This window comes from Streptomyces parvus (genome assembly GCF_032121415.1).
Taxonomy (GTDB): Bacteria; Actinomycetota; Actinomycetes; order Streptomycetales; family Streptomycetaceae; genus Streptomyces; species Streptomyces globisporus_A.
Map to the genome: position 1 here is coordinate 4,434,595 of NZ_CP135079.1, position 18,886 is coordinate 4,453,480.

Annotated in this window: 19 protein-coding genes; 8 read left to right on the top strand and 11 right to left on the bottom strand. The window is 72.7% G+C overall.

What is annotated here, in order from left to right; translation table 11 throughout:
* Positions 1–10: 10 nt before the first annotated feature.
* Complete coding sequence (locus RNL97_RS21160; RefSeq protein WP_030576184.1) at positions 11–703, top strand: TetR/AcrR family transcriptional regulator; 693 nt, start codon at positions 11–13, stop codon at positions 701–703.
* Positions 704–767: 64 nt separating this feature from the next.
* Here the strand turns inward: RNL97_RS21160 and msrA are convergent, their stop codons facing one another.
* Together msrA and RNL97_RS21170 are read right to left on the bottom strand one after the other, a co-directional pair.
* On the bottom strand, positions 768–1,433 hold the full coding sequence (gene msrA, locus RNL97_RS21165; protein ID WP_030576187.1) for a peptide-methionine (S)-S-oxide reductase MsrA: 666 nt from the start codon (positions 1,431–1,433) through the stop codon (positions 768–770).
* A gap of 173 nt (positions 1,434–1,606) precedes the next feature.
* Positions 1,607–2,710 (bottom strand): hypothetical protein, encoded by a 1,104-nt coding sequence (locus RNL97_RS21170; protein ID WP_243314934.1) that lies wholly within the window; start codon positions 2,708–2,710, stop codon positions 1,607–1,609.
* Positions 2,711–2,777: 67 nt separating this feature from the next.
* On the opposite strand from RNL97_RS21170, the gene RNL97_RS21175 reads away from it, so the two are divergent.
* On the top strand, positions 2,778–3,923 hold the full coding sequence (locus RNL97_RS21175) for a cystathionine gamma-synthase (RefSeq protein ID WP_030576192.1): 1,146 nt from the start codon (positions 2,778–2,780) through the stop codon (positions 3,921–3,923).
* Between the two features lie 72 nt (positions 3,924–3,995).
* Here RNL97_RS21175 and RNL97_RS21180 read toward each other — a convergent pair whose 3' ends face one another.
* The 4 genes from RNL97_RS21180 to RNL97_RS21195 form a co-directional block, all read right to left on the bottom strand.
* Positions 3,996–4,193: a DUF1059 domain-containing protein gene (locus RNL97_RS21180; RefSeq protein ID WP_030576194.1), complete on the bottom strand. Its 198-nt coding sequence runs from the start codon at positions 4,191–4,193 to the stop codon at positions 3,996–3,998.
* Between the two features lie 70 nt (positions 4,194–4,263).
* The gene (locus tag RNL97_RS21185; protein WP_243314935.1) at positions 4,264–4,527 is read right to left on the bottom strand and encodes a hypothetical protein; all 264 of its coding nucleotides are present in this window, start codon (positions 4,525–4,527) and stop codon (positions 4,264–4,266) included.
* Positions 4,524–5,039 (bottom strand): sigma factor-like helix-turn-helix DNA-binding protein, encoded by a 516-nt coding sequence (locus RNL97_RS21190; RefSeq protein ID WP_030576200.1) that lies wholly within the window; start codon positions 5,037–5,039, stop codon positions 4,524–4,526. Before RNL97_RS21190 ends, RNL97_RS21185 begins: the two co-directional genes overlap by 4 nt.
* A 71-nt stretch (positions 5,040–5,110) precedes the next feature.
* Positions 5,111–5,641 carry a MarR family winged helix-turn-helix transcriptional regulator gene (locus RNL97_RS21195; RefSeq protein WP_030576202.1) on the bottom strand — a complete coding sequence of 177 codons (531 nt, stop codon included), beginning with the start codon at positions 5,639–5,641 and terminating at the stop codon, positions 5,111–5,113.
* 156 nt (positions 5,642–5,797) lie between these two features.
* On the opposite strand from RNL97_RS21195, the gene ilvA reads away from it, so the two are divergent.
* From ilvA to RNL97_RS21210, 3 genes are all read left to right on the top strand, one after another.
* Positions 5,798–7,027: a threonine ammonia-lyase gene (ilvA, locus tag RNL97_RS21200; RefSeq protein WP_030576205.1), complete on the top strand. Its 1,230-nt coding sequence runs from the start codon at positions 5,798–5,800 to the stop codon at positions 7,025–7,027.
* 125 nt (positions 7,028–7,152) lie between these two features.
* Positions 7,153–8,127 (top strand): ATP-binding cassette domain-containing protein, encoded by a 975-nt coding sequence (locus RNL97_RS21205; protein ID WP_313751069.1) that lies wholly within the window; start codon positions 7,153–7,155, stop codon positions 8,125–8,127.
* On the top strand, positions 8,124–8,987 hold the full coding sequence (locus tag RNL97_RS21210) for an ABC transporter permease (RefSeq protein ID WP_030576210.1): 864 nt from the start codon (positions 8,124–8,126) through the stop codon (positions 8,985–8,987). The genes RNL97_RS21205 and RNL97_RS21210 overlap by 4 nt, the downstream gene beginning before the upstream one ends.
* A 102-nt stretch (positions 8,988–9,089) precedes the next feature.
* On the opposite strand, the gene greA is transcribed toward RNL97_RS21210, so the two are convergent.
* A complete protein-coding gene (gene greA / locus RNL97_RS21215) occupies positions 9,090–9,587 on the bottom strand; it encodes a transcription elongation factor GreA (RefSeq protein WP_030576214.1) in 498 nt (165 codons plus the stop codon).
* Between the two features lie 193 nt (positions 9,588–9,780).
* Positions 9,781–10,197: a DUF4307 domain-containing protein gene (locus RNL97_RS21220; protein ID WP_030576217.1), complete on the bottom strand. Its 417-nt coding sequence runs from the start codon at positions 10,195–10,197 to the stop codon at positions 9,781–9,783.
* 157 nt (positions 10,198–10,354) lie between these two features.
* On the opposite strand from RNL97_RS21220, the gene mca reads away from it, so the two are divergent.
* Both mca and RNL97_RS21230 read left to right on the top strand, forming a co-directional pair.
* Positions 10,355–11,236, top strand: a complete 882-nt coding sequence (mca, locus tag RNL97_RS21225) for a mycothiol conjugate amidase Mca (RefSeq protein WP_030576220.1) — start codon at positions 10,355–10,357, stop codon at positions 11,234–11,236.
* Position 11,237: 1 nt separating this feature from the next.
* Complete coding sequence (locus tag RNL97_RS21230) at positions 11,238–11,483, top strand: hypothetical protein (RefSeq protein ID WP_030576223.1); 246 nt, start codon at positions 11,238–11,240, stop codon at positions 11,481–11,483.
* Between the two features lie 195 nt (positions 11,484–11,678).
* On the opposite strand, the gene RNL97_RS21235 is transcribed toward RNL97_RS21230, so the two are convergent.
* Positions 11,679–14,900: a tetratricopeptide repeat protein gene (locus RNL97_RS21235; RefSeq protein WP_030576226.1), complete on the bottom strand. Its 3,222-nt coding sequence runs from the start codon at positions 14,898–14,900 to the stop codon at positions 11,679–11,681.
* A gap of 264 nt (positions 14,901–15,164) precedes the next feature.
* The gene (locus RNL97_RS21240; RefSeq protein WP_243314938.1) at positions 15,165–15,731 is read right to left on the bottom strand and encodes a Uma2 family endonuclease; all 567 of its coding nucleotides are present in this window, start codon (positions 15,729–15,731) and stop codon (positions 15,165–15,167) included.
* A 196-nt stretch (positions 15,732–15,927) separates the two neighbouring features.
* Between RNL97_RS21240 and RNL97_RS21245 the strand changes: the two genes are divergently transcribed.
* Positions 15,928–17,946: a thioredoxin domain-containing protein gene (locus RNL97_RS21245; RefSeq protein ID WP_313751070.1), complete on the top strand. Its 2,019-nt coding sequence runs from the start codon at positions 15,928–15,930 to the stop codon at positions 17,944–17,946.
* A 77-nt stretch (positions 17,947–18,023) separates the two neighbouring features.
* Here RNL97_RS21245 and trhA read toward each other — a convergent pair whose 3' ends face one another.
* Complete coding sequence (trhA, locus tag RNL97_RS21250; RefSeq protein WP_243314940.1) at positions 18,024–18,716, bottom strand: PAQR family membrane homeostasis protein TrhA; 693 nt, start codon at positions 18,714–18,716, stop codon at positions 18,024–18,026.
* Positions 18,717–18,886: the final 170 nt, after the last annotated feature.

Consider the following 18,886-nt stretch of genomic DNA (forward strand, 5'->3'; position numbering starts at 1 on the left):
GGTGCGGACCGTGGCCGACCGAGAGACCCGGCCGCCGACCGTCTGGTCACGCCCGGGCCGGGGCGCCCGGGGGCCCGCGCCGGAACGCAGCCGCCCCCAGATCACCGCCGCCGCACTCGCCCTCGCCGACGAGGAGGGCCTGGCGGCTGTGTCGATGCGCGCGCTCGCGCAGCGGCTGGGTACGGGGCCGGCCTCGCTCTACCGTTATGTGGCGAGCCGGGACGAGCTGCTGGACCTGATGGCGGACGCGGTCGCGGGAGAGCTGGACCTCTCCGCCCCCAGCGGCGACTGGCTGGACGACCTCGTCGGCCTGGCTCTCCAGTCCAAGGCCGCGCACGTCCGGCATCCGTGGCTGGCTGATCTGAACGACCGGCGCGGTGAGGTGCTGGGGCCGCACGCCATCGACTACCTCGATCACGCGCTCGGGATCCTGGCCCCCGCGCCCGGCACCGCCGGGCAGAAACTGGAGGCCATCGGCCTCCTCGGTGGTCTGGCCACCCTCTTCGCCCGCCGCGAGGCCCTTGCGGAAGGACCGGGCGACCCGCCCGCCCGGGCGGCCCGTCTGGCGGCGGTGGCCGCCGAGGGCCGCCATCCCCATCTCCTCGCCGCCCTCACCGAGGCCGGCGGCCCGCCGCCGGCCGACCGGGACGCCCTGTTCGTACGACTCGTGCGGCGAGTGCTTCCGGCGATGCTCGCCCCATAGCCGACGGGCGACCGCACAGCCGTGCGGTCGCCCTCGTCCGGTGCCCCCGGACGCCCGGGGGGGATCAGCCCTCGGCCGGGGCCACGCCGATCGGGCAGGAGACGCCCGTGCCGCCGATGCCGCAGTAGCCGCCCGGGTTCTTGTCCAGGTACTGCTGGTGGTACGCCTCCGCCGGCCAGAACGGGCGGCCCTCGGCCGGGAGGATCTCCGTGGTGATCTCCCGGTGGCCCGAGGCCGTCAGGACCTTCTGGTACGCCTCACGGGAGGCGTCGGCCGCCGCGGCCTGGGCGGGGGAGTGGGTGTAGACCGCGGAGCGGTACTGGGTGCCCACGTCGTTGCCCTGGCGGAAGCCCTGGGTCGGGTTGTGCGACTCCCAGAACAGCTTCAGCAGCTCCTCGTACGACACGACGGCCGGGTCGAAGACGACGCGTACCGCCTCCGTGTGCCCGGTCAGACCCGAGCAGGCCTCCTCGTAGGTGGGGTTCTCCGTGTAGCCGCCCTGGTAGCCGACCAGCGTCGTCCACACGCCCTCCGCCTGCCAGAACGTCCGCTCCGCGCCCCAGAAACAGCCCAGCGCGAAGTCCGCCACCTCCAGACCCTCGGGGTACGGGCCCACCAGCGGATTGCCGAGGACCGTGTGGCGGGAGGGGACGGTGAATTCGGGGACGGGGCGGCCGCGCAGGGCCTCCTCCGGGGTGGGGAGCACGGGGGTGCGGTGGTTCAGGAACATGCGGGGCTCCTCCGAGGTCGGTGTTCGCTACCTACAACACAGGGGGCGGCCTCCGGGATTCCGGCCGGGGCGGGCTGATCGGCCAGTCCGCCATCGCCGTGCAGCCGAGAAGGGCCGGCCCGCCGCGACGGGCCGGCCCCCGAACCCGCCGCGGGCCGCCCGCCACGCCGTGATCAGTGCGGCAGCGTCGCCGGGCTGCCGCCGTTCGCCTCGTACCCCGCGACGGCCAGCGCCCGGTAGACCGTGTACCGAGCGGCCGGGTCCGGCTCCGCCGTCCACGGCAGCGCGCCCACGTGGCCGTCGATCCGGACCAGCTGGTGCATCGCCTCCGACCAGCGCTCCATGTGCACCAGGAACAGCACCAGGAGGTGGCGGACATGGGCCAGCATCGGGTCGTCCTGCCGGGCCGCGTGCACCGCGAACATCGCACCCTCGACCGCCTTCGTCACCACCTGGCTGCGGTAGAAGCCCTGCACCAGGTTGACCTCCGGCAGGTGCTCGTACACCGCGAACAGCGGCAGCGCCGCCAGCAGCGAACCCTGCGGGGCGCGGGCGGCGGCGGCCGTGGCGAAGGCCTCGGCGTCCTTGCGCGAACCGTGCCACCTCTCGGAGTGGAAGTGCAGCGCCGCGATGTGCGCGCCCATGTGCGCCGGAGCCCGGTCGATGATCTTCGCCCACAGCTGGTCGAACTGCTCGGGGGTGTAGCCCAGGCCCCGGGCCACCGCCAGCTCCACGATGTACGGCACGGGGTCGCCCGGCGCGAGCAGGGCCGCCTCGCCGCAGACCGTACGGGCCTCCTCCAGGATGATCCGGAAGTCGTCGCTGCCCGCAGCCGAGGACCGCCACGCCTGCTGCACCAGGAACTCCGCGTGCACCGCCGCACCGCCCGCGTCCTTCGGGGACTCCGCGCGCCAGGCCCGCAGCCACGAACCGCCCCGGCCCGGCTGCTGCGCCAGCTCCAGCGAGGCCGCGCCCGCGAAGGCCTGCACCCGCTGCCAGCGCACCTCGCCCTCCTTCGGCGTCCCGGCCAGCAGCTGGGAGGCCGCCCGCCACTCCTGGGTGCCCTGGACCACGTCGAGCACGTCCAGGAGGTCCTGGTCGGGGCCCGGCATCCGGACGTCCAGCTCCTCCTGGCGGGCGAAGCCGTACGTGTCCGGGTCGGCGGCGTCCGGCGAACCGGGGGCGACCTGGCGGATACCGCCCCGGCGGCGCATCACCCAGGGGCCGACGACCGCCGCGAGCATGCACATCGCGAGCAGGAACAACAGAATCTCCATGGCTCCATTGTCACCGGAGCGCCGAGTGGCCGGTAAGGGCCTTTGCCAGGAACTACGCTCGGGCCTCATGAGCGACCAGCACAGCTTCGAAACCCTCGCCATCCACGCGGGGAACACCGCCGACCCCCTCACCGGCGCGGTGGTTCCGCCGATCTACCAGGTCTCCACGTACAAGCAGGACGGCGTGGGCGGACTGCGCGGCGGATACGAGTACAGCCGCAGCGCCAACCCCACCCGCACCGCCCTGGAGGAGAACCTCGCGGCCCTCGAAGGCGGCCGCCGCGGACTCGCCTTCGCCTCCGGCCTCGCCGCCGAGGACTGCCTCCTGCGGACGCTGCTGACCCCCGGCGACCACGTGGTCATCCCGAACGACGCCTACGGCGGCACGTTCCGGCTGTTCGCGAAGGTCGCCTCGCGGTGGGGCGTGGAGTTCTCCGTGGCCGACACCTCGGACGTGGCCGCCGTACGGGCCGCGATCACCCCGCGCACCCAGGCGGTCTGGGTGGAGACCCCGTCCAACCCGCTGCTCGGCATCACCGACATCGCCGCCGTCGCCCAGGTCGCACACGAAGCCGGGGCCCGCCTCGTCGTCGACAACACCTTCGCCTCGCCCTACCTCCAGCAGCCCCTCGCGCTCGGCGCGGACGTCGTCGTGCACTCCACCACCAAGTACATGGGGGGCCACTCCGACGTCGTCGGCGGCGCCCTCGTGGTCAGCGACCCGGAGCTCGCCGAGGAACTGGCGTACCACCAGAACGCCATGGGCGCGGTCGCCGGTCCCTTCGACGCCTGGCTCGTGCTGCGCGGCATCAAGACCCTCGCCGTCCGCATGGACCGGCACACCGAGAACGCCACCAAGGTCGCCGACCTGCTGACCCGGCACCCCAAGGTCTCCCAGGTCCTCTACCCGGGCCTGCCCGAGCACCCGGGCCACGAGGTCGCCGCCAAGCAGATGAAGGCCTTCGGCGGCATGGTGTCCTTCCGTGTCGCGGCCGGCGAGGAGGCGGCGGTCGAGGTCTGCAACCGCGCGAAGCTCTTCACGCTCGGCGAGTCCCTCGGCGGCGTGGAGTCGCTGATCGAGCACCCGGGCCGGATGACGCACGCCTCCGTCGCCGGGTCCCTGCTGGAGGTCCCGGCCGACCTGGTCCGGATCTCCGTCGGCATCGAGAACGGCGACGACCTGCTCGCCGACCTCACGCAGGCGCTGGGCTGATCCGGCGGCAGCGACGACAGTGACCCGAGGGGCGCCCGCCGGTGACGGCGGGCGCCCCTCGCGTTCCGGTGTTCAGGCGCCCGCCTTCTCGTCCGCGTCCTCCAGCATCCCCCTGATCTGCTCGCGCAGTACGGGACCGTCCTCGTGTCCGTGGACCGACGCCGCGTGCTCGCTCGCGGCCCGGACGACCTCGTCCTCCTCACCGGTGAGAGTGAGGGTGCAGTTCATCTCGCTCGGATAGTTGCGGCAGTCCGCTGTCTTCCTGGTCATGACGGCCTCCTCGGCTCGTACGACAGCCGCTTCCTCCAGCGTAGGCCGCTCCCACCGGGGGCCCCACGGCTCACCAGCCCTCCAACGGCGGAGTGACCTGGGCCGGCTCGGTCACCCACGGCTGCTCGACGCCGACCCAGACCAGGAACGCCACGAACACCAGGGCCAGCAGCCAGCCCGCCGTCCGGTGCGCCGCCCGGCGCAGCCGCAGACGGCGTCGGCCGTGCCGGACCGCCTGCGCGGCCAGGCCGGGCGGCAGGACGGGATGCGGGCCGTCCAGCATCCGCCGGACCTGCTCCTCGCGCGGATCCGGATCCTGGAGGCCGGCGCTCACGGCGTCACCCGGTCCCCGGGCGCGGAGGCCTGCCCGCGCCCCTTCGCCCCGGTCGACCCCCGCCGCCCCCCGCCCGCCCGCAGCGTCGCCACCGCCCGGGCGCACACCGCGCGGACCCGGTCGGCCGGCAGTCCGAGCAGGGCCGCCGTCTGCTCCTCGCCGACCTCCTCGTACATCCGCAGGACCAGCACCAGCCGCTCGATCGGGGTCAGCCGGTCCAGCAGACCGCCGCGCGGCCGCTGATGGCGCCGGGCCTCCCGGGCGAAGCGGAGAGCCAGCTCCCGGCGGGCCCGGTCGTAGGGGTCGCCGCCGTGCAGCCGGTCCCAGTCGGCGTACGTACGGGCGAGCGCCGCGCGCAGCAGCGCCTCGGCCCGGGCATACGTGCCCGGCGGCCGCGACGGTTCGCCGGTGAGCAGGGTCGCCGTGTGCAGCAGGCGTCCGCCCGCGCCCGCCACGAAGGCCTCGAACTCCAGGGCGCGGAGCCGGTCCCGGTGGGTCGCCCGCTCTGCCATGCACCACATACGAGCCCCCGCGCACCGCCCCGGTCAAGAGTCCGGACGCGGGGGAGGGACGTGGGCGGCCGTCAGTCGGGCTGCGGCGGCTGGTGCGCGGCCTGCCGGTCGGCCAGCGACCCGTTGAAACGGGTGAGCAGGGCGCAGAACGTGTCCCGCTCCTCCTCCGTCCACCCGTCCGTCACCTGCGACATCAGCTCGCGCCGCGAGGCGCGGACCTCCTCCAGGCGGGCCTGACCGCGCGGCGACAGCTGGAGCACCACGGCCCGGCCGTCCTCCGGGTGCGACGTGCGCTTGACCAGACCGGTGTCGACGAGCGGGGCGACCTGCCGCGTCACCGTCGACGAGTCGATCCCCATCCCGGCCGCCAGCGCCTTGACACCCATCGGCCCTTCCCGGTCAAGGCGGTTCAGCAGCAGGTACGCCGCCCGGTCCATCGAGTTGCGGACCTGGCCGACACCGCCGAGGCGGGTCTGCTCGGCACGGCGGGCGAAGACCGCCACCTGGTGCTGGAGCGCGTCCAGCAGGCGGTCGGGGCCCGGGTGTTGGGGGGCGGTGCCCCCGGAAGGAGACGCAGCAGTCGTCATGTCCTGAGGGGGCATGGCCGGGGGCTCTCTTCGTGCGGTGTCGGATGGGTGGGGGACAGAGTACGCGGCCCCGGGGCAACGCGTACCAGTGCCGCACAAACCCGCGGACACCACCGCAGGCCGCCATGGGCAAGTCTGCCGCGCCCGGTCCGAGCTGCAAGACTTGCGGGCATGAACTTCCGCGCGACCGCCCATCACCCGGCCCTGATCCTCGACGACGTCCGGGGCGCGCAGAAAATGCTGGACGGGGTGGCCCGGATGACCGCTCTGGAGGGGAGCCGCCATCTGACCGAGCTGGTCGGCGCCCCCGTCCACCTCAAGTGCGAGAACCTCCAGCGCACCGGCTCCTTCAAGCTGCGCGGCGCCTACGTCCGGATCTCAGGGCTCACCCCGGTGGAGCGGGCGGCCGGGGTGGTCGCCGCGAGTGCCGGGAACCACGCCCAGGGCGTCGCGCTCGCCTCGTCCCTCCTCGGCGTACGCTCCACGGTCTTCATGCCCGTCGGGGCGCCCCTGCCCAAGGTCGCCGCGACCCGGGAGTACGGGGCCGAGGTGCGGCTGCACGGCCAGGTCGTCGACGAGACCCTCGCCGCCGCCCAGCGGTACGCGGAGGAGACCGGCGCGGTCTTCATCCACCCCTTCGACCACCCCGACATCATCGCGGGCCAGGGCACCGTCGGACTGGAGATCCTGGAGCAGTGCCCGGAGGTCCGCACGATCGTCCTCGGCATCGGCGGCGGCGGGTTCGCCGCGGGCGTCGCCGTCGCGGTGAAGGCCCTGCGCCCCGACGTCCGGATCGTCGGCGTCCAGGCCGAGGGCGCCGCCTGCTACCCGCCCTCCCTCGCCGCCGGGTACCCCGTCTCGCTGGACGCCCCGGCCACGATGGCCGACGGCATCAAGGTGGGCCGCCCCGGCGACGTACCGTTCGCCCTCGTCGAGGAGCTGGTCGACGAGGTCCGCACGGTCACCGAGGACGAGCTGTCCAGCGCGCTGCTGCTCTGCCTGGAGCGGGCCAAGCTGGTCGTCGAGCCCGCCGGTGCCAGCCCGGTGGCCGCGCTGCTCAGCGACCCGAAGGCGTTCCGCGGGCCGGTCGTGGCCGTGCTGTCCGGCGGCAACGTCGACCCGCTCCTGATGCAGCGCATCCTGCGGCACGGGATGTCCGCGGCGGGCCGCTACCTCAGCCTGCGGCTGCGGCTCACCGACCGCCCGGGAGCCCTCGCAGCCCTGCTCGCCACGCTGACCGTGGCCGACGCCAACGTCCTCGACATCAGCCATGTGCGCACCGACCCCCGCCTCGGGCTGGCCGAGGCGGAGGTCGACCTGTATCTGGAGACGAAGGGCCCGCAGCACTGCGCGGACGTCGAGGAGACGCTGCGAGCCGAGGGCTACCGGGTCATGGGCTGACCGTCCGCTTCGCTCCGTTTGGCCGGATCTCGGTGTTCAGCGCGCGATGCGGCCCCGCGAATCCTAGGATCGCCGAGTAGACGCGTACGGGCACAGTCGTCCACGAGTGACGGGGGAGCCTCTCCATGCCAGGTGCGATCCACGCCGAGGGTCTGGTGAAGACCTTCGGCGACGTAACGGCCCTGGGCGGTGTCGATCTCGACGTCCCCGAGGGCACCGTCCTCGGACTGCTCGGGCCCAACGGCGCGGGCAAGACCACCGCCGTACGGGTGCTGACCACACTGCTGCGCCCGGACAGCGGCACGGCGACCGTGGCCGGGATCGACGTACTGAAGAAGCCCAACGAGGTACGCCGCTCGATCGGGCTCTCCGGGCAGTTCGCCGCCGTCGACGAGTATCTGACCGGCCGGGAGAACCTCCGGATGGTCGGGCAGCTCTACCAGCTGAGCGCCCGGGACGCGAAGGCCCGCGCGGGCGTCCTGCTCGACCGGTTCAACCTCGGCGACGCCGCCGACCGCACCGCCAGGACCTACTCCGGCGGTATGCGCCGCCGCCTCGACCTCGCGGCGGCGCTCGTCGTGTCGCCGCCCGTGATGTTCATGGACGAGCCGACGACCGGCCTCGACCCGCGCAACCGGCAGCAGCTCTGGGACGTGATCGAGGACCTGGTGGCGGGCGGTACGACCCTGCTGCTGACCACGCAGTACCTGGAGGAGGCCGACCGCCTCGCGAACGACATCTGCGTCATCGACCACGGCAAGGTCATCGCTCGCGGCACCTCCGACGAGCTCAAGGCCCGCACCGGCGGCGAGCGCGTCGAGGTCGTCGTGCACCACCCCGACGAGATCGAGCGCGCCCGTTCCGTGCTGAGCTCTCTCGGGAAGGGCGAGGTCACCGTCGTCCAGCTCTCCCGCAAGCTGACCGTCCCGGTCAGCGGCGGGGCCAAGCTGCTGGCCGAGATCATCCGAGCCCTGGACGCCCAGGGCGTGGAGATCGACGACATCGGCCTGCGCAGGCCCACCCTCGACGACGTCTTCCTCTCCCTCACCGGCCACGCGGCCGAGGTGAACCAGAACGAGGACAAGGAGGACGCCCGGTGAGCGCGATCGCCAAGGACGGCCCCACGTTGGCGCCCCGCCCCTCCGGAGGCGTCACGCAGTCCGTGAAGGACTCCCTGGTCGTCGCCAGACGGAACCTGATCCGGATGACCCGGATCCCCGAGATGGTGATCTTCGGACTGATCCAGCCGATCATGTTCGTGGTGCTGTTCACCTACGTCTTCGGCGGCTCGATCAGCATCGGCGGCTCCACCGACCCGCAGCTGTACAAGGAGTTCCTGATGGCGGGCATCTTCGCCCAGACCGTCACCTTCGCCACCGCGGGCGCCGGCGCAGGCATCGCCGACGACATGCACAAGGGGCTCATCGACCGCTTCCGGTCGCTGCCCATGGCCCGGGGCGCGGTCCTCACCGGACGGACGCTCGCCGACCTCGTCCAGACCACCCTCACCCTCGTCGTCCTCGCGGGGGTCGCCCTGATCGTCGGCTGGCGCACCCACGAGAACATCGGCAAGGTGATCTGCGGTTTCCTGCTGCTGCTCCTGCTCGGCTACGCGTTCTCCTGGATCGGCGCGCTGATCGGCCTGTCCGTGCGCACCCCGGAGGCGGCCACCTCCGGCGGGCTGATCTGGCTGTTCCCGCTGACGTTCATCTCGAACGCCTTCGTGCCGGTCACCGGCATGCCGACGTTCCTTCAGCACGTCGCCGAGTGGAATCCGTTCAGCGCCACGGTGGCGGGGGCCCGCGAACTGTTCGGCAACACGATGCCGGGCGTGCCGAAGTCCGTGACCGGGGCCTGGCCGATGGAGCATCCGATCATCGCCTCGATCATCTGGTCGGTGCTGATCATCGTGGCCTTCCGCTCCCTCGCGGTCCGCAAGTACCGCTCGGCCGCCTCCTGACGCCCGGGCCCCGACGGGCACGGAACGGAAACGGAGCGACGCGGGAGCCCCGGCCTCCTCAGGCCGGGGCTCCCGCGTCGTCGTGTGCCGTGGCCGGCCGGATCAGCCGGTGTAGGGCTTCGCCGCCAGGATCTTCACCGAGGCGGTCCTGCCGTTCGGCAGCTCGTAGTCCGCGTCGTCGCCGGTCCGCTTGCCGTTCACACCGAGGCCGAGCGGGGACTGCGGGGAGTACGTCTCGATCTCCGTGCTGGCGTATTCACGGGAGGCGAGCAGGAAGGTCAGCGTGTCGTTCTCGTCGCCGTCGAAGGCGATCGTGACGACCATGCCGGGCTCGACCACGCCGTCGTCGGCCGGCGCCTCGCCGACCTTCGCGTGCTCCAGGAGCTGGGTGAGCTGGCGCACCCGCAGCTCCATCTTGCCCTGCTCCTCCTTGGCCGCGTGGTACCCGCCGTTCTCCCGGAGGTCACCCTCCTCACGGGCCGCCGCGATCTTGACGGCGATCTCCGTGCGCGCGGGACCAGACAGGTACTCCAGCTCGGCCTTGAGCTGGTTGTACGCCTCCTGCGTGAGCCAGGTGACGTTTTCGCTGGTCTGGGTCACAGGTGCTCCTCGTCGGTACTGGGAAGTGCTGGGAATACAAAGCAACGCCCTACCCAGAAGCATGTGCCTCTGCGGGTGGGCGAAACCACGAGCCTAACAATTCCGCAGGAAAAGGGGGAGAAGGTAAACCGTCACACGCCAGGACCGACCATCGCGCCCGGTATCGTCGCAGGTCAGAGCCGGTTTGCCCGGATCAGCCGCGCGGCCCGTCGTCGGCCGTGCAGCCCATCGGCTCGACCGCGGTCGCCCGGGACCGGGTCACCACGGTCACGACCTCGTCGATCCGGTCCTCGGGCCGGTCGAACCGGACCTCCTTGCGGCCCACCTCGGAGCCGTCCTCGCTGAGCGCCCGCACCACGCAGTAGCCATGGCCCTCGCGGTCCTTGCGGACCTCCAGGTGGACGTCGGCCCGGGTGTCGGAGACGACCTTGAACTTGATCATCTCACCGCTGATGCCCTGGTTGCCCACGTAGTCGTAGCCGATCCACCCGATCACGCCGAGCAGGGCGACGCCCAGGACCGATCCGACGATCTTCAGCTTGCGGTCCGCGCGCTGGTCCTCGGTCCGGCCGTACCGCCCCTCGGGCGCAGCCTCGCGAACCGTCGTCATGATCGTTCCCTCCGGACCGGGCATCGAGGAATTTTCCGGCCCCTCGTTCAGTCACTATAGAAGCCGCACGCCCGTCACCCGATCGCGCCCCGCACCGACCGGATGGACCGGAGCGACCCATGATCGACCAGAGCGACCAATGACTGAGGACCGAGCTTTGACTGAGCAGCTGCGACTGATGGCCGTTCACGCCCACCCCGACGACGAGTCGAGCAAGGGCGCGGCCACCATGGCCAAGTACGTGTCCGAGGGGGTGGACGTGCTGGTCGTGACCTGCACGGGGGGCGAGCGCGGCTCCATCCTCAACCCGAAGCTCCAGGGCGACGCGTACATCGAGAAGAACATCCACGAGGTCCGCAAGAAGGAGATGGACGAGGCCCGGGAGATCCTGGGCGTCCAGCAGGAGTGGCTCGGCTTCGTCGACTCGGGGCTGCCCGAGGGCGACCCGCTGCCGCCGCTGCCCGAGGGCTGCTTCGCCCTGGAGGACCCGGAGCCGGCCGCGGGGCGCCTGGTGGCGAAGATCCGCGCGTTCCGGCCGCAGGTCATCACCACGTACGACGAGAACGGCGGCTACCCGCACCCCGACCACATCATGACGCATACGATCTCGATGATCGCGTTCGACGGTGCGGCGGACGCGGAGCGCTTCCCCGAGGACGAGTTCGGCCCGGTCTGGACGCCGCAGAAGCTCTACTACAACCAGGGCTTCAACCGGCCGCGCACCGTCGCCCTGCACGAGGCGCTCCTCGCCCGGGGCCTGGAGTCCCCGTACGGGGAGTGGCTGCAGCGGTGGGAGGAGTTCGAGCGCGTCGAGCGCACCCTGACCACGCACATCCCCTGCGACGAGTTCTTCGAGATCCGCGACAAGGCGCTGATCGCGCACGCCACGCAGATCGACCCCGAGGGCGGCTGGTTCCGGGTCCCGATGGACATCCAGCGCGAGGTCTGGCCCACCGAGGAGTACGAGCTGGCGAAGTCTCTGGTCGATACCTCCCTCCCCGAGAGCGACCTCTTCGCGGGCATCCGCGACAATGCCTGATATGTACGCGACCCAGGCACTGACGCACCTCGTCCCGCTCGCCGCCGAAGAGCTCGACAAGAACAAGGTCACCCCCGGCGTCCTCGGCTTCCTCGTCTTCGCCGCGCTCGCCGTCGGCGTGTGGGCCCTGATGAAGTCGATGAACCGCCACATGGGCCGGGTGAACTTCCAGGAGGCCCCCGACCCGGACGCGGTGGCGGCCGAGCCCGCCGGGGACAAGGGCAAGGCGGCCTCGCCCGGCAAGTAGCGCGCCGACTTCGCGCGTACGGGAACGGCGTCCGGCCGGGTTGCCGGACGCCTCGTTCCCGTTCTTCCGCCCCCTACGGTCGCGCTCCGTGTCGCGGACGGTCAGGATCGCCGCCCCCCCCCACGGCCATGGGCCCCGTCCGCACGGTCGTGGCTCCCCGTCCCGTACGGTCACGGGCGCGCGCTCCGTCGCCGCTCACGGCCTCGCCGGCTCCACCGCCACGCCCATGATCTGGCCGGCGCCGCGGGTCGGGGTCAGCCCCAGCCGCCACGCCTGCCAGCCGTCCTCCAGGTCGACACCCCGCTCCAGCGCCACCGCGAACGCCGCCGCCGACTGCTCCAGCTTGGCGTCCCGGGCCGGGTGCCGGGCCTCGATCAGCTCGGCCAGCTCCTGCTGTGCGACCACCGTGCCCACCTCGCTGCCCCCGGGCGAGGCGTACGGCAGCAGCGTGCAGCGCAGGAACCGGGCCCAGTCGCCGCCCCGAGCGTCCCCGTACGAGGCGAACAGCTCCGCCGCCTCCCCGCACAGCTCCAGCGCCTGCGGGGCCCGGCCGTTGCCCGCGTCGATCAACGCCAGCTCCACGCACGCCCATGCCTCCCCGTACGGCACCTTGATCCGCCGGAAGTCGGCCCGGGCGTCCATCAGCAGCTGCCGGGCGAACCCCGAATTGCGGAGGTTGCCCGTCTGCGCGGCCCGCTGGTCCCGGGTCACCCGGCCCGAGTGGTGCCGGGCGCACGCCAGCCCGTACACGTCCCGCATCCGGGAGAACATCGTGCGGGCCCGCTCCAGCTCGCGAACCGCCTGATCGGTGTCCCCGTCCTCCTCCAGCGCCTGACCCAGGTAGTACAGGGTCCACGCCTCACCGCGCGCGTCCTCGTTGTCCCGGTGCCGGGCCAGGGCGTCCCGCAGCTGCTCCAGCGCGGCGGCCGGGTCCTCGTCCAGCAGCCGGGCCCGGGCCAGCTGCGTGATCGCCCACGCCTCACCGCGCCCGTCGCGGGTGCGCCCGTACAGCTCCAGGGCGGTGCCCAGGGCCTCCTCGGCCGCCGCCACCTCGCCGGTGCGCAGCCGCACCTGGCCCAGCTGGAACTGCGTCCACGCCTCGCCGTGCAGCGACTCGCCCTCCCGGTGCAGGCGCAGCGCGTCGGCCAGCAGCGCCAGCGCCCTCGGCAGATCGCCCCGGTCGCGCTCCACGGCCGCCAGCGCGTGCAGGGTCCAGGCCCGGTCCTCGGCCTGCGCCTGTGACGACTGGAGGGCCAGCGCCTCGCCGAGCCGGGCCGCCGCCTCGGTCAGATTGCCCTGGTGGTGCAGGGTGATGCCGAGCGAGCAGAGGGCCAGCGCCTCGCCCGCGTCGTTCTGTGCCTCGTGGTAGAGGCCGACGACGGAGGACAGCGTGGTGCGGGCCTTGTCCAGCTCGCCGAGCTGCCGGGCCGCGATGCCCGTACGCCACTGCACCGAGCGCTCCAGCAGCCCCTGGTCCACGGCCTGGGTCAGCTCGCTGATCTCACCCAGCCGGTACAGGTCGCCGCGCAGCAGGCAGTAGTCGCACAGGGCGCCCAGCAGATGCAGCACCGTGGCCTGGTCGACGCCCTCCGCGTGCCGCAGCGCGGAGGTGATGAAGCTCGACTCGTCGTCCAGCCAGCGCAGCGCCGAGTCCAGCGAACCGAAGCCGTGCGGGCCGAACTGCCCGGCGCGGGTCGACATCTTCCCGTCGACCATCCGGATCACCGCGTCGGCCAGCTCCGCGTAGTTCGTCAGCAGCCGCTCCTGGGCGGCCGTCCGCTCGGCCGGCTCCTCCTCGTCCAGCAGCCGGGCCAGCGCGAAGGCCCGCACCAGGTCGTGCAGCCGGTAGCGCGACCCCCGTACGCGGGTGAGCAGCCCGGCCCGCGCCAGCACGGTGAGCAGCCGGTCCGCCTCCTGCTCGTCCGCCGCCAGGAGCGATGCGGCCGCCGCCGCGCCGAGGCTCGCCCGGCCCGCCAGCGCGAGCCGCCGCAGGAGCCGGCGGGCCTGATCGCCCTGGTCGGTGTAGCGCAGCCACAGGGCCCGCTCCACCGGGTCCACCGGCCCGTACGCGGCCAGATCCTCCGCGAGTGTGTGCCGGCTGCGGCCCCCGAGCGCGGACCCTGCCACCCGCAGCGCCAGCGGCAGCCCACCGCACAGTTCCATGATCGCGTCCGTCGACGGGTAGTCGTAGGGCCCGGCCTCCTCTTCCTCGGCGACCTCCCGCAGCAGCTCCTCCGCGCCCGCCGCGTCCAGCGCGCCGACCGGCAGATGGTGCACCCAGGCCGCCAGGTCCTCGGGCAGCTCCAGCGGCTCCCGGGCGGTGACGATCACCAGACTGTCCGAACGCTCCGGCACCAGGGTGCGCACCTGACCGGCGTCCGTCGCGTCGTCGAGCACGATGGTGACGGGCGTCCCCGTGAGGTGCTGGTGGTACAGCTCGGCGAGCCGCCGCACCTGCTGCGCCGCCGACGAGCCCTCCCGGAACAGCAGTTGCTCGCGCGGCGCGCCCAGCCGGTTCAGCAGATGGAGCAGGGCGTCCCGGGTCGGCAGCGGGTTCTCCCCGGCGACCTGGCCGCGCAGATCGACCACGCACGCGCCCCGGAACTGGTCCTTGAGCGTGTGGGCCGCCCGCACCGCGAGCGCGGTCCGCCCCGACCCGGGGGCGCCGTGCAGCACGACGACGGTCGGCCGGGTCTGCGTGGAGGCACGGGCCGCGTGCACCCACCGGGCGATCTGCGCCAGCTCGGTCCGCCGCCCGCTGAACGGCCCGTCAGCCTGCGGGAGATGGCCGAACGACTGCTCCAGCACCACCCGGGTGCGGGCCGCCGCGCTGCGGTCGCCGCCGCGCAACTGCCTGACCGCCGGGGCGGTCTGCTTCTTCGGGGTGCGCTTGGCGGGCGTCAGCATCCGCTGCTGGTCCAGATACGGGCGGATGCCCCGTACCTCCAGGGCGGTCAGCCACTGGAGCCGCAACTGCTCGGCCCCGCCCGGCTGTCCGGCCGCAGCGGCGCGGCGATGGGCGGCGGGCCAGTGCGAGGCGGTCGCCTTCGCCACGGTCGTCGCCGTGCCGGCCACCGCGACGGCCGCGCCCGCACCGAACGCCAGACCGGTGTTCGCGCCGAGCGCCAGATCCGCCCCGAAGGCGGCGGCCGCCGCAACTCCCGTCACCAGCAGAGGCGTTCCGAGCGCCGCTCTGCTGAAGCGCTCCGCCAGCGGCCGGTCACCCACCGCCGCCGAGTCCAGCGCCTGCGTGTACGCGGCGTACTCCTCGCCCGCGCTGGCGGCCATGGTGTCGAGCGCGGCCCGCGCCCGCGACATCAGCGCCCCGGCATCGATCCGCCCGCCGCTGCGCCGCGCCTCTTCCTCCACGGCCCGCACCAACAGCCTCTCGGCTTCCGCCCGATGGCTGTCCCGCATATGTGTCCCCCTCCGAGAGCTGCGTTCCGGACCTCGGGTTCCGGAGCGCCGGATCAAGCGTCGGGGTCAAGTGTCCTGCGCGGCGCGCTCCGGCGCGAGGGGCGCAGGGCAAGGGCGGGTCAAGGAGCGGGCCCAAGGGGGTGCGTGGAGCGGTCGCCGGGGAGCCGCCGCGAGGAGCCCGACCTCGGCCGACGTCCCGGCGAGCGAACCCGTGACCCCAAAGAGCTGGTGCTCGGCCAGTGCCGGGGTGAGGTGCTTCGCCTCTCAGATGGTTCCGAGGTCGACGGCGACGGAGAAGGGCGCAGCGGCTTTCACCGCGCCGGTGAACATCTCGCCGTCCCGGTAGGCCTTGGTGGCGGGATCGAGGACGTACGTATAGACGATCGGGACCCCGGTGGCGGCCTGCTCGACCCGCCAGTAGAAGGGGATGCCGGCCTTGGCGTACTGGTCCACCTTCACGATCCGGTCGGTGGTCTCCGAGCCGGGCGACACCACCTCGACGACCAGGAGTACGTGCTCGGGGCGGGTAGGCGTGAGGCCGATAGTTTCCGACCGGTAGACGATGACATCCGGACGGCGGTTGGTGAGGGGAACGTCCTGCAGGCGGACGTCGAAGTCTGTGTCGGCGTTCCAGTCCGCGCCCGCGGCGGCGTCCAGGGCGTTGGCCAGGATGCGGGCCAGCCGGTTTTGGCGCTTGGAGGCGCTCGGGCTCACGACGACCATCCCGTCCACGATCTCGATGCCGGCGCACTGCTCCTCGGACCAGGAGTCGTACTGCTCCGCGCTGATCTGCGTATGCATCCACGCGGGCGCCACCATCTCGGCGGTCATGGTGTACCTCCTTCGAGAGGCCTCGGCAGGTCCGGCGTTGCTGCGCCAAGCCTACTGTTCCGAGGTGCCGGGCTGCCCGACTCGGAGGAGAAGGAGCCGCCCACCGCGTGATGGCGCATAAGTGCAAGTCGGCCAAGTGAGGCGGGCTCGTCAGTGCTTCACCGGTCGTGACAGACGCTGTGAGAGGCTGGGGTGTATGAACCGGTTGGCTGGTGTGACCTCGCCTTATTTGCTTCAGCACGCTGACAACCCGGTCGACTGGTGGCCCTGGGCGCCGGAGGCCTTCGAGGAGGCGCGGCGGCGTGACGTACCCGTTCTGCTGTCGGTCGGCTACTCCGCGTGCCACTGGTGCCACGTCATGGCGCACGAGTCCTTCGAGGACGACGAGACCGCCGCTTACCTCAACGCGCACTTCGTGCCCGTGAAGGTCGACCGGGAGGAGCGGCCCGATGTCGACGCCGTGTACATGGAGGCCGTTCAGGCGGCCACCGGGCACGGCGGGTGGCCGATGACCGTCTTCCTCACGCCGGACGCCGAACCGTTCTACTTCGGGACCTACTTCCCGCCCGAGCCCCGGCACGGCTCGCCCTCCTTCCAGCAGGTTCTGGAAGGGGTCACGACCGCCTGGACCGACCGGCGCGAGGAGGTCGCCGAGGTGGCCGGGCGGATCGTGGCCGATCTGGCGGGGCGGTCGCTGGTCCACGGTGGGGACGGGGTGCCGGGGGAGTCCGAGGTGGCGCAGGCCCTGCTCGGGCTGACCCGGGAGTACGACGAGCAGCACGGCGGGTTCGGGGGCGCGCCCAAGTTTCCGCCGGCCATGGCCGTGGAGTTCCTGCTGCGCCATCACGCGCGGACCGGGGCCGAGGGAGCGCTCCAGATGGCCGCCGACACCTGTACGGCGATGGCCCGCGGCGGGATCTACGACCAGCTCGGCGGCGGGTTCGCGCGGTACTCCGTGGACCGGGAGTGGATCGTCCCGCACTTCGAGAAGATGCTCTACGACAACGCCCTGCTCTGCCGGGTGTACGCCCATCTCTGGCGGGCCACCGGGTCGGACGAGGCCCGGCGGATCGCCCTGGAGACCGCCGACTTCATGGTGCGGGAGCTGCGGACCGCCGAGGGCGGGTTCGCCTCCGCGCTGGACGCCGACAGCGAGGACGCGGAGGGCAGGCATGTCGAGGGCGCCTATTACGTGTGGACGCCCGAGCAGTTGCGTGACGTGCTCGGGGAGGACGACGCCGCCTTCGCCGCCGCCTGCTTCGGGGTGACCGAGGAAGGCACCTTCGAGGAGGGCGCCTCCGTGCTGCGGCTGCCGGGGGACGCCGGACCCGTGGACGCCGCGCGCGTCGCCGGCGTACGGGCCCGGCTGCTGGCCGCCCGTGACGAGCGGCCGCACCCGGGACGGGACGACAAGGTCGTCGCCGCCTGGAACGGGCTCGCCATCGCCGCCCTCGCCGAGACCGGCGCCTACTTCGACCGGCCCGACCTCGTGGAGCGGGCCACGGAAGCCGCCGATCTGCTGGTCCGGGTGCATCTGGGCGAAGTGGCCCGGCTGACCCGTACGTCCAAGGACGGGCGCGCCGGGGACAACGCCGGGGTGCTGGAGGACTACGGCGATGTCGCCGAGGGGTTCCTCGCGCTGGCGGCGGTGACGGGGGAGGGCGCCTGGCTGGAGTTCGCCGGGTTCCTGCTGGACATCGTGCTGGAGCAGTTCACGGGGGAGGGCGGTCAGTTGTTCGACACCGCCCATGACGCCGAGCAGCTCATCCGGCGGCCCCAGGATCCGACCGACAGCGCCACCCCGTCGGGGTGGACGGCCGCCGCGGGGGCGCTGCTCTCGTATGCCGCGTACACCGGGTCCGAGCCCCACCGCACCGCCGCCGAGGGCGCGCTCGGCGTGGTGAAGGCCCTCGGGCCCCGCGTCCCCCGGTTCGTCGGCTGGGGCCTCGCCGTGGCCGAGGCGCTGCTCGACGGGCCCCGCGAGGTGGCCGTGGCCGGGCCCGTCGGCGGTGAGCTGCACCGTACGGCGCTGCTGGGGCGGGCGCCGGGTGCGGTGGTCGCGGCCGGGGAGGGGCCGGGGGCGGGGGCCGAGTTCCCGCTGCTGGTGGACCGGCCGCCGGTGGGCGGCGAGCCGACCGCGTACGTCTGCCGTCACTTCGTCTGCGACGCGCCGACGACGGACGCGGGGGAGCTGGCGGACAAGCTGGGCGGGTGAGGGCCCACCGGCGGTAGACAGCGGTGAGGGGCCGGTCGCCTGGTGCGGCCGGCCCCTCGTGCGTCATGCCTCAGCGACTACCCGTGCTGGTACGCCACCAGCGAGATGCCCACGTAGTGCGCGATGAACGCCGCCAGCGTCAGCGAGTGGAAGACCTCGTGGAAGCCGAACCAGCGCGGCGACGGGTTCGGCTTCTTGAGGCCGTAGATCACGCCGCCCGCGCTGTAGAGCACCCCGCCGACGATCACCAGGACCAGGACCGCGACACCGCCCGTCCGCATGAAGTCCGGCAGGAAGAAGACCGCCGTCCAGCCCATCGCGATGTAGCACGGGGTGTAGAGCCAGCGTGGCGCGCCGACCCAGAACACCCGGAAGGCGATACCCGCCGCAGCGGCCGCCCAGATCGCCCACAGCAGGGGCCGGGCCGTCGACTCGGGGAGCAGGAGCAGCGTCAGCGGGGTGTAGGTGCCCGCGATGATCAGGAAGATGTTCGCGTGGTCCAGGCGGCGCAGCACCGCCTCGCCGCGCGGCCCCCAGGTGCCGCGGTGGTAGACCGCGCTGACGCCGAACAGCAGGCAGGCGCTGAGGACGTAGACGGTGCAGGCGATCCGGCCCGTCGTGCTGTCGGTCAGGGCGATCAGGGTGATGCCGGCGACCACGACCGCCGGGAACATTCCGGCGTGCAGCCAGCCACGCATCCGCGGTTTCACGGGGGTGGGGTCGAGTACGACAGGGCCCGGGGTCGCGGCGTCGGTGGCGGCGTCAGTCATATCCGCATGCTACCTACGCCACCGTAGGTGGTGGATATGGGGCGCAAATGAGTGGCGATGCTCACGTGTGAGGCCCCCTGGACATATGGGCGGATCGGTCGGATGATCAAATGAGTGCGGTCGGCACCGGATGAGCGCCAGGGGATTTCGAAGGGTACGAAGCATCCGGG

Coding starts and splice junctions, on each gene's coding strand:
- RNL97_RS21235 (WP_030576226.1), bottom strand. CDS start 14,900: ATGCGGGACAGCCATCGGGCGGAAGCCGAGAGGCTGTTGGTGCGGGCC.
- RNL97_RS21170 (WP_243314934.1), bottom strand. CDS start 2,710: ATGGAGATTCTGTTGTTCCTGCTCGCGATGTGCATGCTCGCGGCGGTC.
- RNL97_RS21175 (WP_030576192.1), top strand. CDS start 2,778: ATGAGCGACCAGCACAGCTTCGAAACCCTCGCCATCCACGCGGGGAAC.
- RNL97_RS21245 (WP_313751070.1), top strand. CDS start 15,928: ATGAACCGGTTGGCTGGTGTGACCTCGCCTTATTTGCTTCAGCACGCT.
- msrA (WP_030576187.1), bottom strand. CDS start 1,433: ATGTTCCTGAACCACCGCACCCCCGTGCTCCCCACCCCGGAGGAGGCC.
- RNL97_RS21190 (WP_030576200.1), bottom strand. CDS start 5,039: ATGGCAGAGCGGGCGACCCACCGGGACCGGCTCCGCGCCCTGGAGTTC.
- RNL97_RS21230 (WP_030576223.1), top strand. CDS start 11,238: ATGTACGCGACCCAGGCACTGACGCACCTCGTCCCGCTCGCCGCCGAA.
- ilvA (WP_030576205.1), top strand. CDS start 5,798: ATGAACTTCCGCGCGACCGCCCATCACCCGGCCCTGATCCTCGACGAC.
- RNL97_RS21220 (WP_030576217.1), bottom strand. CDS start 10,197: ATGACGACGGTTCGCGAGGCTGCGCCCGAGGGGCGGTACGGCCGGACC.
- RNL97_RS21205 (WP_313751069.1), top strand. CDS start 7,153: ATGCCAGGTGCGATCCACGCCGAGGGTCTGGTGAAGACCTTCGGCGAC.
- RNL97_RS21240 (WP_243314938.1), bottom strand. CDS start 15,731: ATGACCGCCGAGATGGTGGCGCCCGCGTGGATGCATACGCAGATCAGC.
- RNL97_RS21180 (WP_030576194.1), bottom strand. CDS start 4,193: ATGACCAGGAAGACAGCGGACTGCCGCAACTATCCGAGCGAGATGAAC.
- trhA (WP_243314940.1), bottom strand. CDS start 18,716: ATGACTGACGCCGCCACCGACGCCGCGACCCCGGGCCCTGTCGTACTC.
- RNL97_RS21195 (WP_030576202.1), bottom strand. CDS start 5,641: ATGCCCCCTCAGGACATGACGACTGCTGCGTCTCCTTCCGGGGGCACC.